The organism is Candidatus Avoscillospira sp. LCP25S3_F1, assembly GCF_052117125.1.
GTDB lineage: Bacteria > Bacillota > Clostridia > Oscillospirales > Oscillospiraceae > Avoscillospira_A.
The window spans coordinates 51177-66250 of sequence record NZ_JBQKJT010000002.1 but is presented as its reverse complement, the minus strand read 5'-3'; the positions used below and the strand labels follow the sequence as shown (position 1 = coordinate 66250).

Sequence of the window (15074 nt, the reverse complement as noted above, 5' to 3'; positions counted from 1 at the left end):
TATCATGGCAAGGAAACTGATCGAAGTTGCGCTTCCATTGGAAGCGATTAATAATGCTGCAGCATATGAAAAAATGCCCGGTATTGGAGCGCATCCTAGAGGACTGCACTTATGGTGGGCCAGGCGGCCCCTAGCAGCGGCCCGCGCGGTGATTTGGTCCAGTTTGGTGGATGATCCATCTGAGCATTCTGAGCAGTTTCCCACAGACGAGGAGCAGAACCAGGAACGTCAGCGTTTGTTTGCCATTCTGGAAGAGCTGGTCAAGTGGGAAAACTCCAATAACCCAAAGGTTCTGGAGGTAGCAAAGGCAGAAATTCTGCGCTCCACCGGCAACAACCCGCCTCCGCTTCTGGACCCCTTTGCAGGTGGAGGCGCGATTCCGCTGGAGGCTCAGCGTTTGGGATTGGAGGCCCACGCCCACGATCTGAACCCGGTGGCAGTGATGATCAACAAGGCTATGATCGAGATTCCACCGAAGTTTGCCGGACAGGCTCCCATCAATCCCGATGCACGGGTGCGCCTGGACAGTGACAGCGGCTGGGTTGGTGCAAAGGGTCTTGCTGAGGATGTATGCTACTATGGTGAATGGATGAGGGAACAAGCTTCCAAGAAAATTGGCCATCTCTACCCCAAGGTAAAGATACCTGCCACACAAGGTGGCGGTGAGGCCAATGTCGTTGCTTGGATCTGGGCACGGACAGTCAAATGCCCTAACCCGGCCTGTGGCTGCGAGATGCCTCTGGTTCGTTCTTTTGTGCTCTCGAAAAAAAAGGGAAAGGTAGCCTGGGCCGAGCCGCTATTTGAAAATGGAAAAGCAAAGTACACCGTGCATCACGAGGGGAAACCAGCAATTGAGGGCACAGTCAACCGCAAAGGTGCTGTTTGTGCCTGTTGCGGTGCACCTGTGGAGTACCCCTATATTCGTCAGGAAAGCCGTGAGGGAAGAATGTCTGCGCAGCTCATAGCTGTTGTGGCAGAAGGAAACCGCAGAAGGTTGTATATATCACCCGATGACGAACAAATACTCACCGCGCACATTGACAAGCCAGAGCAGTACCCCCATGGTGAATTAGCATTTTACCCAGGGCACCTAAATACCAATGTATATGGTCTGAATGAATTTCACAAGTTGTTCACTAATCGACAGTTGACGGCATTAACTACTTTCAGCGAACTGGTAGGCGAAGTACAGAAGCAAGCTGAGGCAGATGCGGTTGCCGCTGGGCTACCTAACGATCACATTGCCCTCAGCGAAGGAGGTTCCGGTGCCTGTGCCTATGGAGAAGCAGTGGGTGTGTACTTGTCTTTTGCGGTTGATCGCTTAGCAGACTTTTCCACATCCGTTTCTCGATGGTCTCCTACCAATGAAAAGCCTATGAATTGCTTTAGCAAACAGGCTATACCAATGACGTGGGACTATCCTGAAGCAAATCCGATGGGCAACGCTGTTGGTAGTTTTACTGGTATTATAGCTTATATCTCTGAATGCATCGAAAAACTGCCGCTAGAAAGCAAAAAGGGTCACGTTAAACAATTTGATGCACAAAGTGACTGTGGATTGCGAAATATTATGGTATCCACAGATCCACCCTATTACGATAATATTGGCTATGCTGATCTGTCTGACTTTTTCTATGTATGGATGCGGCAGGCACTGAAGCATACCTATCCAAATTTGTTCCGCACTATGCTGGTGCCCAAGGCGGAAGAATTGGTGGCAACTCCTTACCGCTTTGACGGTAGCGTGGAAAAAGCCAGGGATTTCTTTGAGAATGGTATGTTGCACACATGCCAGCAGATTTACCAGTATGCCCGGGAGGACATCCCCGTCACCATTTACTATGCCTACAAGCAGAGCGATACCGATACCAGAGAAGCCGAAGCGAAAACAGCATCTACAGGCTGGGAAACTATGCTGTCGGCCGTCATTCAAGCGGGGTTTGCCATCACTGGCACTTGGCCAATGCGTACGGAACAATCTTATCGCGCTATCGGTATGGGTACAAATGCGTTAGCCTCCTCCATCGTCCTGGTCTGCCGCAAGCGGCCAGAGGATGCTCCCATGACCACCCGCCGCAACTTTATTGCGGAACTCAAGCGAGAATTGCGGCCTGCTCTGCAAAAACTCCAGCGCAGTAATATTGCACCGGTGGATTTGGCACAGAGTGCTATCGGCCCTGGCATGGGCGTTTACTCCAAATATTCTAAGGTGCTGGAGTCGGACGGCACTCCCATGACGGTGCGCAGCGCACTGCAGATCATCAACCAAGAATTGGATGTCTACTTTAATGAACAGGACGGTGAACTGGATCAAAACAGCCGCTTCTGTGTGGATTTATATATGCAGAATGCCTTCAACGATATTAAGTTCGGTGATGCCGATACGTTGGCCCGGGCCAAAAATACCTCGGTGGCAGCACTGGTATCCAAAGGTATGCTGTATGCACAGAAGGGATCGGTTCATCTTCTTACCCGTGAGGAATTACCGAAAAAGGTGAATGAGCAGGAGGAGACCATCTGGCTGCTCTGTCAGCAGCTCACCCAAGCCATGGCCACCGGCGGCGTGGCGGCCTGTGCTCAGATCGTCATGAATATGCTCGGCTCCAACGCCGAACGCGCTAAGGATTTGGCCTATCGCCTTTATACTGTGGCCGAACGTAAAAACTGGGCCCAGGAGGCCTATGCCTATAATGCTTTGGTCATCGCCTGGCCGGAAATTCAGTCCCGCGCTGCCGAGCTGCAGGCATATAAGCCGGAACAGATCACATTGTTTGAATAAGAAAAGAGGAATGCCGGTTTGATTTATGATGAGCAGACTTTGTCTCAAAAACTTCGGGAAATGATGAAACATCACGAGGATGAGGTTGTAGAGTTCAAAACAGCTGAGAGCAACTATAGCTTTAACGATATTGGAAAATATTTTTCTGCCTTGAGCAACGAAGCCAATCTACGAGGAAAAGCAGAAGGATGGCTAATCTTTGGCATAACAAATGATATGCAGATTGTGGGCAGCAACTATCGCAAGGACAGTCATTCGCTGCAGGGTTTGAAGAAAGAGATTCGACCTCGAACTAACCAAGGCTTACTTTTTCGAGAAATCTATGAACTACAAATGGACGGCAAGCGTATCATTTTGTTTCAAATTCCACCGGCTATCCCAGGGATTCCGACAACATGGGATGATATGGCCTATAGCCGTGCCCATGAGTCGGTCTGCCCTCTGCCAATGAATAAACTAGATGCAATCCGCCAACAGATCGGCTTTGACTGGTCTAAAGCAGTGGTAGAAGAAGCGTCTATGGCGGATCTTGACCCGAAAGCCATCCGCCGGGCCCGTGAATTGTTTATCCAACACGAAGTGCAGCGCGGCAAAGATCGAGCATATTTTGAACAATTGGAAGACGAACAACTTCTCAATAAAGCTGGGATTCTGCTTGGGGGCAAAGTGACGCGTACTGCTCTTTTATTGCTGGGTGACGAATATGCAAAAAACTATTTCGACGGATTCATTCCCAGAATCACCTGGACATTGTACAATCAAGATGGCTCTGTAAAGTCTTATGAGCATTTTGATACGCCTTTTTTGTTGGCAGTGGACAAGGTATTCCGACAAATCCGCAATGTGAAATATCGGTATATTGCCGGTCAACAAACGCTTTTCCCGGAAGAAGTAGATCAATATGACGCTGAATTGATCAAAGAGCTTCTACACAACTGCATTGCTCATCAGGACTACACCTTGCGAGGCAAAATCAATGTGGAGGAATTTGAGGACTATCTGGTCTTTATCAATGAGGGCGGATTTATTCCGGAAACCATTGAAACAGCGTTGGAACCAGGCTACAAACCTCCGTATTATCGCAATACTTTTTTATGCAATGCCATGGTGAATCTGTATATGATCGACAGCAATGCCATTGGTATTCCGACTATGTTCCGCATTCAACAGGAAAAGTTTTTCCCGTTACCCAGTTATGATCTTTCTGTCCCTAACCGGGTGAAGGTTACTGTATACGGTAAAATCTTGGATAAGAACTACACCCAGCTGTTGAATTCAGACCGAAGTCTAAATATCCAAACGGTTTTTCTTTTGGATAAGGTACAGAAAAAGGAAACGATTACCCACGAACAGTATTTAGCTTTGAAGAAAGCGGGTTTAGTCGAGGGACGTTATCCCAGTATTTATGTTTCGTACAGTGTAGCTGAAGCAGTTGGACAAAAACCGGAGTATATCCGCAACAGTGGACTTGAAGATGAAAAGTGCAAAGAGTTTATCCTAAAAGCGCTCCAAAAAGGTCCCGCAAAAAAGGAGGAACTCATGGCAGTTGTTGGAGATCTCTTTCCGGCAATTTTGCCGCCAGACAAAAAGCGACGGAAACTATCCAATTTGCTTCGGACAATGAAAGTCAAAGATAGAACCATTGACTGCACGGGTAATACCAAAGCTGCAGTTTGGTTCTTAAGGAAGGATTGACTTGTAAATGTCTGAATGAAAGTCAATTTAAGTCAATCCAAAGTTAATCCAAAGTCAATCGCGAAGTTAAACCGGCTAATCTCGGTTAGCTATGATAAAGAAATTTGTAGTCCGGAACAAATGGGAGGAAACATTAAGATGCCTGATAATTTATCTAAGATACAACAGGCCTTTCGTATTCTGCACCCGCTTCTGGCAGGATATGTGGGACAGGAACTGAGTCATGAATATAAAGATTCCTGGTGGCAGGAGGTTTTGATGACCTTGCCCGACCAGAGTCGGGATCTGCCGGACACAGGAGAATACGGGGATCTTGTTGACTCATTGGACATAGCAAATTGTTTGCGGCTTTTTGATCGTAAATGGAATGACCTTTTCAAACGGAAACTTTCAATGGACTACCGCACATGGGCCAAAGAATTGATGGGTATGCGCCACAAGGTTGCCCATGTTGGCGGGCAAGATTTCAACAATGACGATACATGGCGTGCGCTAGACACCATGGCCCGTTTGTGCGAGGCCTTTGACGATGAAGGGGCGGAGGAGATCCGTAAATTGCTGCGGGAAGCACGGTACGGTTCTGCTGCAGGTTCCACCATGGTGACCGAAACCGCAGTTCCGACTGGAAGACCCAGAGCGAGCCAGGCGGGTGTACTGAATCTTACACTCTCTGGTCTTCCCAGCTGGCGAGAAGTGATTGAGCCCCATCCGGACGTGGCACAGGGACGCTATAAAAATGCTGAGTTCGCTGCAGACCTGGCTCAGGTGGCTCGTGGCGAGGGATCCTTTGAGTATCGAGATCCAGTAGAGTTTTTTGCTCGCACCTATGTAACTGAGGGCATGACCGGACTGCTAGTGCAGGCTCTAAAGCGAGTGCGCGGTAAAGATGGAGAGCCGGTCATTCAGCTGAAGACTGCTTTCGGCGGCGGTAAAACCCATAGTATGCTGGCACTGTATCATATGCTACGCGGAAAGGTTCCCGCTGACAGTATTCCTGCCATCAAGCCGGTAATGGAGCGAGCAGGCGTGGCTACCCTTCCACGCGCAAATGTGGCGGTTTTGGTGGGCACAGCGTTGGATCCCACCAAAGCCAAGCGGCCCATCAATTTTCCGGGTATAACGATCAATACCCTGTGGGGCGAAATGGCAGCGCAGTTAGCAGAATCCGCTGGTCATGCAGAGCTGTATGACTATGTAAAGGAAGCCGATAAGAAAGGTGTTTCTCCCGGTTCAGAGGCATTAAAGAATCTGTTTGATGCTTGCGGCCCCTGCTTGATTCTAATGGACGAGTTGGTTGCATATGCCAAAAAGATTTATGGTGTGACTGGACTGCCTGCCGGTTCTTTCGACAACTTTATTTCCTTCATTCAAGAAGTAACCGAGGCCGCCCGTGCAAGCCAAAACAGCCTGGTTGTAGCATCTATTCCGGAATCGGATATTGAGATCGGTGGAGAGGCTGGAAAAATTGCATTGGAGACCATTGAGCACACATTTGGGCGTATGGAATCAATCTGGAAACCTGTTGCTGCCAATGAAGGTTTTGAGGTGGTACGCCGCCGCCTGTTCCTGGATTGTAAAAATCCTACTGCTAGGGATCAGGTGTGTGCACGGTTCAGCCAAATGTATATGGAAAATGCGGGAGACTTTCCTTATGAAACAAAGGAAGTGGAATATCGCGAGCGCATGTTGTCTTGTTATCCCATCCATCCAGAAATTTTTGACCGTTTGTATGAGGATTGGTCTACACTTGAGCGGTTCCAGCGTACTCGTGGTGTTCTGAGGCTAATGGCTTCTGTTATTCATGAGCTATGGATGAGTAATGATGCTAGTGCTCTAATTATGCCAGGCTCTATTCCGCTAGATGTACCAAATGTACGCGAGGAATTGATTCGCTATTTGGACGAAGGCTGGAACTCAATTGTCAGTAGTGAAATTGATGGAAAGAACTCTGTGCCTTATCAAAAGGATCAAACTATCCCTCGATATGGCCAAAAATTAGCAGCTCGACGTGTTGCCAGGACTATTATGCTTGGAAGTGCTCCTACAGTAAGGGCACAGGCGGTACGAGGAATAGAGTCTTCACGCATCCGCTTGGGAGTGGTGCAGCCAGGAGAGAGTATTGCGGACTTTAATGATGCACTGAATACGTTAAGAGGTTCTTTAGCATATTTGTATACAAATATGTCTGGAGATCGTTATTGGTATGATACCAGACCAACCTTGCGTAAAACAGCACAGGATCGAGCCACACAGTTTTCTGAAATTGATGTAGAATATGAAATTGAATCTCGACTACGCAAACTCCACAAAGAAGAGCCCTTCGCTGGCTTGCATATTTGCCCTGAATCATCGCTACACGTATCAGATGATCCAGCAGTTCGTTTGGTGATTCTCGGAATTAACGAAGAATATCGTCCGAATAATCCTAAAAATCGTGCACTGGATGCTGCAGCAAATATTTTGGATAACCGTGGAACTTCTCCACGAATTTATAGAAATATGCTGACTTTTATTGCGCCAGATCAAGAACTGATAGGGGCACTGAAACAAGGTACACGCGAATATCTTGCATGGAAGTCAATCATTGATGACAAAGAAGTATTGAATCTGGATGTTTCTCAGACGAGAGAAGCCGACGGAAGTTTGCACCGTAGTAATGATACAGTTGAGTCTCGTATCAAGGAGACCTATTGCTGGCTATTGGCACCTTATATTGACCGTTTTGTTGATATGAAGGTTGTTCAATGGGAAGCAATCCGTATTAGTGGTGGAACAGACAGCATTGTTATAAAGGCGGCGAATAAAATGATGCAGCAGGAATTGCTCATTACCAAGTGGGCACCTGCGCTTCTGACAATGGAGCTTGACAATATTCTCTGGAAAGATAGTACTAATATCCAAATTAAAAAACTATGGGAGTATCTTTGCACATACTGCTATTTGCCGCGTTTGGCACGTTATAATGTTTTAGAAGATGCTATTCAAACCGGATTAAACTCTACGGAATACTTTGCAATTGCAGCAGGGTGCAGTGATAACCGTTTTATTGACCTGAAATTTAATCAATATGTAGGATTTATTCAGCCATCGGATTACCTCGTAAAAAAGATGGCTGCACTGGAGCAAATTGCTTCCGAAGCGCAGAATAATGTGAAAGACAATATTCAAGCTCCTTCTCCCAAGGAGACTCCATCTATAAATCAAGAACAAGATGGAGTCACTAAACCAGCAGATGAAAAGCTTTCAATTCCTCAAAACACACACTTCTTCATGTCCGCGCAGTTAGATAATACGAGGATCAACCGAGACGTTCAGCGCCTTGTAGAAGAAGTAATTGCACATCTAACGAATATAGATGGCTGTGCAGTTGAAGTGTCTCTTGAGGTAAATGTACAAGCTCCTAACGGGTTGCCAGTTCCTGTTGTGCGTACAATTATGGAAAATTGCAAAACGTTAAAGGTCAAGAATTTTGGTATAGATAATTAAATTTTAATTGTAATGCTTGCTGTGGTGATATATGGTTTATGGTGTGTTAAATTCTACACTATAAATGAGTAAAACTGAGATTTTACATAAAAAGGCCTCCGAAAGTCTTGTGCATAAAAATATGTTAAAGCTGTATATCCATATAGAATTGATAAAATTGTGTAGTTTAACAGTTTTACTCATTGATATCAGCGATAACATGGAAGTACTAACAACTTCAATACAGGATAAATACCAGCAAAGGAAGTGAAACTTTGACTGACGGAGTAATAACGGAAATGGTGGATGGACAATGGAGCAAACAGGATAAAGTTGTTTCTCTTTTCAAATTCATCGAAGAATTAAATAAATTAAAGCAGAAAGTCGTACTTAGTGTGTCAGAGCATCCATGGTGGCGCTCAGTCGCATCATTCCCAAATGATCCTGAGAATATCCAAATCTACTATCGGGATCGTGTGGAGGAGGATGCAGCAGAGGATACTGCCAATATATTGCTGTCGGTACATAAGCCTGAATTTCAACGTTGCCCGGAGCCTGAGCAAGTATTTGAGGAATGGTTGGAGCGAGGATGGGACAGCTATCGTCATGAACTTAAGACAAAAGAATTTCTCTTGCATCCTCTTGACCAAATGGAGTTTTCCGACCAGACACCAGAAGAACGTTTACAACGGATCGATGAGGCCAATAACACTTATAGAGAGTTTTTCTCCGACAATGCTGAACGTGTGAGTACCTACACGGCCTGGGCAGTCAAGCGCAATATTTGGGCCGAAAAACAGAAGCTGTTGGCCAGAACCAGAAACTTTTTCTCGGAGCTTTACAAAATCTGTATTGATCTGGAACGCGACTCTGAAACCCTGGAGCTGGTGGTGGCAGATGGCTTTATACGTGACAGGGAAATCTCGGAGATAAACCATCCGATTTTGACTCGCCGTGTTAAGATTCGTCACAATGCAGTGGAAAATACGATCTATATTGAAGACACCGATGTAGAAACGGAACTTTACACGGTCATGTTTCAGAGCATGGAAGGGATCAACCTGGCATCCATCAATCATCTCCGGGACGATCTTCATCAAAACGACTATCATCCCTTGGATCGGAACGACCTTCCTGTATTTTTCAAGATGTTTATCCATCAGCTCTCGCCGGAAAGCCTTTATTCTGAGGATGGCATCCCAGAGAACTGGCAGCAAAAAGAACGGTTATTACTCTATCGGAATCCCTGTTATATTCTGCGCAAACGTATGGATGGCGCGCTGAAAGCAATTGATCAGATTATTGAGCATGTTGAGGAGACAGGTGCGGTTCCTGCGCCCATCGGTGATATTGTGGAAGGCGGGAAAATCGATATACCAGAGGATACCGGTACACCTTCTATTGAGGAGCAGTTGGCTGCGGTTGGCGGCGAAAGTGCAGATATTCTCTTGTCCAAAGAGGCGAATAAGGAGCAGCTGGAAATTGCCCGTCGTATCGAACAGTACAATGCTGTTCTAGTACAAGGCCCTCCTGGAACCGGTAAAACCCACACAATCGCCAATCTGATGGGGCACTTTCTGGCCCAGGGAAAGAGTGTTCTTGTCACCAGCCATACGCAGAAAGCCTTGAGCGTTCTAAAAGAGAAGTTGGCTCCTGGTCTGCAGAATCTGTGTGTTTCTGTACTGGATGATTCCAATGTAGATATGGAGAAATCTGTTGATGGCATTACCAGTTATATGGCACAATGGACTTCGTTTGCAGTCAAAAAGGAGATGGAATCTCTTGGACAGGAACGAAAAGAAATTATCCGTGAACTTGCTGCCGTGCGTAAAAAACTGTTTGCGATCATCAACCAGGAGTGCAACTGTCTTGTTTACGATGGCCAGGACATATCTCCTTCCGCTGCGGCTGCTTATGTGCAGGAAAACAGTGAAACCCTATCCTATATTCCCGGTTCGGTACAGCTGTATGCGCCATTGCCCCTTAGCTTTGCAGAACTGACTGAATTGTACCGAACCAACGATGAAATCAGCGTGCAGGATGAAGCAGAATTTTCCAATGATATTCCAAATCCTGCAGAGTTGATGCATCCGGAATCGTTTGAACAGATGTGCAGTGCCTTGCAGTCTGCAACAGATCGCTTACACACGATCGCTGAGAAGCAGGACTGGCAGATACGAAATGCAGCATCGGAACATACCGTTTGGGTGAATGGTTCATTGGGAGAACTTGTGCTGGAGTATCCTACGGTACAGGCAGTGGAACAGTTGAAGCAATATGTTTCCACGGTTCCGCAGATAGAAGGCTGGATGCAACACTGTGCCGTAGATGGTAAAAAAGGTGGCACATACCGGGATCTCTGGGTCCGGCTTGCTGACCAAATTCAAAAAACCTGTGCCTATGGTGAGCAGCTGGTTGCCCAAAAATTCGGCAAAGAAGTTGCCATTCTCAACACAGATGCCTCGTTTTTTACTGCTGTCCAGCAGCTACATGATAAGTATTGTCAGGGCGGAAAAATCGGCAAGCTGGCACTTCTTCTGAACAAGCAGCTGGAAGTCGCATTAAATGGTGCCACAATCAATGGCCAGAAACCGCAAAATGCGGAAGATTGCGCGTTGATACTCGCTGTCCTGGAAATGAAGTCCATGCGAGATCAGTGTGCGTTGTACTGGAATGACTTGATTGCCAAACATGGTGTGCCCCAGTTTTATGATTTGGACCAGGACGAACCGGAGCGTGTTGCTGCCAACTACATTTCTCTGATGCAGCGTTATCTGGATTGGTTCCAGGCGGAGTATCAAGTGCTGACCATGTGCATGGAAGCTGTAGGTCTTCCGTGTAATGTGATTTTTCGGCAGAATCCTTTGGATTCAGAAATTGCTTCGGCGGAAAAAATTCTGTCTGCACTGGAGTATGAACTCCCTGCGCTATGTGATATTTTTGAAGTGGTTCAGACCATATCGGACATCCAGGCTGCTTTACAGGAGAACCGAAATGCATTGCAATCCGGAAAGCGCCTTCAGTCGGAGGTATGTCGGACGCTCCTTTCTGCTGCAGAGGGGTATGATACCGCTGCATACCGGAATGGTTATGGAATTCTGGAAACTACATATGCTAAAACCAGTTTGAAGCAAAAACGGGAAGAATATCTGAATCGGTTGACACCGTTTGCACCACAATGGGCGGAAGCGATCCGCTGCAGGGATGGAATTCATGGTGCGGCTACTGTTCCCAGCGATATAAATGATGCCTGGCGGTGGAAACAGTATTATGGCATTACTGAAACTATCGTACAAGAACCTTTCACGGAACTGCAGAAACGCAGCCTTTCACTCAGCAAAGAATACCGCAGCGTAACAGCAAAGTTTGCGGAAAAATCTGCCTGGTATCATTTGCTGCGCAGAACGGAACACGATATCAGTATGAAGCAAGCGCTGCAGGGATGGAAGCTGACCGTCAAAAAAATCGGAAAGGGCACTGGTAAAAATGCTCCGATGTACCGAGCAGAAGCACGCAAATTGATGGTGAAGTGCCAGGAAGCGGTTCCGGCTTGGATTATGCCCATCAACAAAGCATTGGAGAGTCTGAACCCGCGCACCAACCAATTCGATATTATTATCATCGACGAGGCCAGCCAGTCGGATGTCTCATCACTGGCCATCCTGTATATGGGTAAAAAGCTGATTATTGTGGGTGATGATAAACAGGTTAGCCCTATGGCTGTAGGCGTTCAGGTTGATAAAATGAACGTTTTGAAAGAGATGTATATTGCGGATAAGATTCCCAATGCACACCTTTATGATGCCAAAACCTCTATTTATGACATTGCAGCCACAACCTTCCAGCCGCTGATGCTGCATGAACATTTCCGATGCGTTCCGGAAATCATCGGATTTTCCAACAGTCTTTCGTATGATTTCCAGATCAAACCTCTGCGGGATTGCAGCAACAGTGTTCTTTTGCCCGCTGTGGTCAATTACCGTGTGGCAAATGGCGAGCGAATCGGCAAAACCAACCCCAATGAGGCAAAAGCGATCGTCGCCTTAATGAGAGCGTGTATGGAGCAGCCGGAGTATGCCGGAAAGACCTTTGGCGCCATTTCACTGTTGGGCGATGAACAGGTCAAAAAATTGCAGGAAGAAGTTTTCAAACAAATTGATGCCAGAGAATGCAACGAGCGTAGAATTTTGTGCGGCAACGCTTCTCACTTCCAGGGAGATGAGAGAGACGTGATCTTCCTAAGCGTGGTGGACTGTGCCAATGGCCACGGGCCTGTTGCAAAGCAGGGCTTTGGTGTGGATGATTCTGCGCGCAAACGCTATAATGTTGCAGCCAGCCGTGCAAGAGACCAGCTCTGGGTTGTAGACTCTCTGGACCCTGCGAACGACCTAAAACCTGGTGATATTCGCAAAATGCTGATTGAATTCTCTTTGAATCCCCAGTCCGTCCATACGCTGAATGCGAAAATTGAAGCGAAGGCAGAATCTCCGTTTGAATCTGCTGTTGCCAAATATCTTGTACTCAGAGGATATCACCTGGTACAGCAGTGGGAAGTCGGTGCATATCGTCTGGATATGGTTGTTGTGTGCGGAAAAAAGAAAATGGTCATCGAATGTGACGGTGAGCGCTATCATAGCGGAGAAGACAAGATTCGAGAGGATATGGAACGTCAGACAATTCTGGAGCGGCTGGGCTGGCGGTTTATTCGGATTCGTGGCAGCGAATACTATCGGAATCCAGAAAAAACCATGGAACGGGTTGTAGCAGAGCTGACAGATGCTGGCATCGAGCCGGAGGAAGTGGAAGCTGTTCAGGATGCGTCTGAGCGAGATACCGATCTTCTGCAGCGCGTAAAACACCGTGCATATACGATTCTTTACGAAAGAGATGAAACGTACGAGTCGGATATGGGGAGTATTGCTGTTGCATTGGACCCGAAGAATGATGTCATCGGCGCATCGTTGGAAAAACCGCAACACTTAACAGTGCCGGAGATTTCTCCCTGTATGGAAACCCAAACCGACACAGCTATAAATCCTGTATCTGATATGGGATTACTGGAAGCTACACAATCTGATGATCTGTTTGAGCAGCAGGAAGCACATACGAAACAGATGGAGACAAAAGCTAAGATGCAGTATGCAGAAACAGAGCAGCTGTCCCTGCTTGATATGCAAAATGAAGAAGCTGAACAAATAGGGCTGTTTGATGCGGAGAAGACCGCAGCGGCCAGCAGCGATATTTTACAGCTTCTGAGCACTTCTGGTGTCCAGTATGTGGACAAGCGTGCCAACGGTGGCAGTCTGTGGATCATTGGTGGACAGGAACTCACTGATGTAGTTAAAAAAGCCAAAGTGTTGGGCTATAGCTTTCGCTTCAAAAAAGAAGGTGGCCGTGCAACAAAAAATCAGCCCGGTTGGTGGACAAAATAGCAGCGTCAAATCCAACAGTGTATGGATACTCCCGGCTCTAAGAGAATTCTCAGAGCCGGGAGTATGTGACTATTTAACTTTGTATAAATATGGATTCAATCGGTAGATCTGTCTGAGCACAGATAACAACATTGAAAGTATTCCACGAAGGAAGTAAGAGAAATCTAAAAAGATATCTGTCTGCCAAGATAGGATACCGCAATCATAATCCATGTCTCCACTACGCAATCCAATAAGCTTCTTTGTAGAGGTCACAAGAGCATATACAGCAACTGCAATTCTAAAGATGATTAGTTTTAAATTTCCTCAATCATCAAAAGGGAAGGAGTCTTTGGGTGGAAAGCGCATATTATACTGCTCTTTTGCAAGCTCCCGTACTTCAGAACGTTTATCCTTCAGTCTGTTTTTCAGCCATTGTAGTTGTTCTTTTGACAGCCACCAAGGAAGATTGCTTAGCCGACTGATGGTCATCTGCTCCGATTTTTTTTCGGGCGGAAGAGAAGCACAGGACTTGCAAATATGTGTTGAATGACCTTTGCCAGAGAATTTCTCATTTGCTTTGTATTCACCGCATACTTTGCAGTAGTGACCACGCTTTTTCATGAATTAGCTCCAATTGTAGACAAATTATGGACATAATGGGAAATTGATAATTATGCGTAACATGCATTGTTATATATAAGCTATATGTCGTGTAATAGACATTTCGTTAGAAGTCCTTCATAATAGATAGCAAAGACTAAAATATGGAGGTTTCTTCTATGCAAAGTTTAACATCCCTGATCAAAAATTATATAGAGGTGGCTGAATTGATAAGAAAATTATCGCCGAACACCATAAAAGCTTATCGAATTGACCTAAAACAGTTTGCAGCGTTTACCAAAAACAAGTTAGCTAATGGAGATACGATTAAGTGCTATATCATGCATTTGAACCATCAGTTTGCGCCTCGCTCTGTGAAACGAAAGATAGCAAGTGTGCGAGCTTTTTATCACGATCTCTCTATGAATGGCATCTTAAAGAAAAATCCGTTTGATCAACTACAAATCCGTGTCCATACGCCCAAACAACTCCCTCGAACGATACCTCAGCAAATCATACACTCTATTTTGCAGAGCGCTTACAACGAATACACCCCGGGAAATCGGACTGCATTGCGAGATATTATGGTTCTAGAGCTTCTATTTAGTACAGGGTTGCGTGTTTCAGAGCTGTGTTCATTATCAAAAGACAGTTTTTCTTTGGATAATGATGGACTGCGCCTTTTGGTACATGGTAAGGGCAGTAAGGAGCGAGTGATACAGCTTGTTACACCAGAATTGCTCAAAGTAAGCACCCTCTATTGCCAAATATATTCTCAGCAAATACAGGAACAAGGTGCTATTCTGTACAATCGAAACGGAAAGCGTATCTCACCGCAGTCAGTCCAACGGATTATCAACAAATATCTGAAAAAATTGAACTTACAAAATCATATTACCCCCCATATGTTCCGACATACGTTTGCCACGTCACTTTTGGAAGCAGGTATGGATATCCGATATATTCAATCGCTATTGGGGCATAGTTCCATCGTAACTACACAGATATACACCCACGTGACAACTAAACAACAGACTGTGCTCCTAACTGAACTGCACCCTCGTAGTAAGATGTCTTTCATCCTAGGCTGAAAATGCAGCAGATAATCCCGAATTATCCTT

6 protein-coding genes are annotated in these 15074 nt (G+C 46.0%); 5 read left to right on the top strand and 1 reads right to left on the bottom strand.

Annotation, left to right across the window (positions count from 1 at the left end; translation table 11 throughout):
- Nucleotides 1–4: 4 nt before the first annotated feature.
- The 4 genes from ACTQ33_RS02045 to ACTQ33_RS02030 all read left to right on the top strand — a co-directional run bounded on the left by ACTQ33_RS02045 (nt 5) and on the right by ACTQ33_RS02030 (nt 13371).
- Nucleotides 5–2779 (top strand): DUF1156 domain-containing protein, encoded by a 2775-nt coding sequence (locus tag ACTQ33_RS02045; RefSeq protein WP_441461711.1) that lies wholly within the window; start codon nt 5–7, stop codon nt 2777–2779.
- An 18-nt stretch (nt 2780–2797) separates the two neighbouring features.
- Nucleotides 2798–4474 (top strand): RNA-binding domain-containing protein, encoded by a 1677-nt coding sequence (locus tag ACTQ33_RS02040; protein ID WP_441461709.1) that lies wholly within the window; start codon nt 2798–2800, stop codon nt 4472–4474.
- A gap of 138 nt (nt 4475–4612) precedes the next feature.
- Nucleotides 4613–7960: a DUF499 domain-containing protein gene (locus ACTQ33_RS02035; RefSeq protein ID WP_441461708.1), complete on the top strand. Its 3348-nt coding sequence runs from the start codon at nt 4613–4615 to the stop codon at nt 7958–7960.
- Between the two features lie 254 nt (nt 7961–8214).
- On the top strand, nt 8215–13371 hold the full coding sequence (locus tag ACTQ33_RS02030; RefSeq protein WP_441461706.1) for an AAA domain-containing protein: 5157 nt from the start codon (nt 8215–8217) through the stop codon (nt 13369–13371).
- A gap of 306 nt (nt 13372–13677) precedes the next feature.
- Here ACTQ33_RS02030 and ACTQ33_RS02025 read toward each other — a convergent pair whose 3' ends face one another.
- Nucleotides 13678–13974, bottom strand: a complete 297-nt coding sequence (locus tag ACTQ33_RS02025; protein WP_441461704.1) for a hypothetical protein — start codon at nt 13972–13974, stop codon at nt 13678–13680.
- 158 nt (nt 13975–14132) lie between these two features.
- On the opposite strand from ACTQ33_RS02025, the gene ACTQ33_RS02020 reads away from it, so the two are divergent.
- Nucleotides 14133–15044, top strand: a complete 912-nt coding sequence (locus ACTQ33_RS02020) for a tyrosine-type recombinase/integrase (RefSeq protein WP_441461702.1) — start codon at nt 14133–14135, stop codon at nt 15042–15044.
- Nucleotides 15045–15074 lie beyond the last annotated feature (30 nt).

Coding starts and splice junctions, on each gene's coding strand:
- ACTQ33_RS02045 (WP_441461711.1), top strand. CDS start 5: ATGGCAAGGAAACTGATCGAAGTTGCGCTTCCATTGGAAGCGATTAAT.
- ACTQ33_RS02035 (WP_441461708.1), top strand. CDS start 4,613: ATGCCTGATAATTTATCTAAGATACAACAGGCCTTTCGTATTCTGCAC.
- ACTQ33_RS02025 (WP_441461704.1), bottom strand. CDS start 13,974: ATGAAAAAGCGTGGTCACTACTGCAAAGTATGCGGTGAATACAAAGCA.
- ACTQ33_RS02020 (WP_441461702.1), top strand. CDS start 14,133: ATGCAAAGTTTAACATCCCTGATCAAAAATTATATAGAGGTGGCTGAA.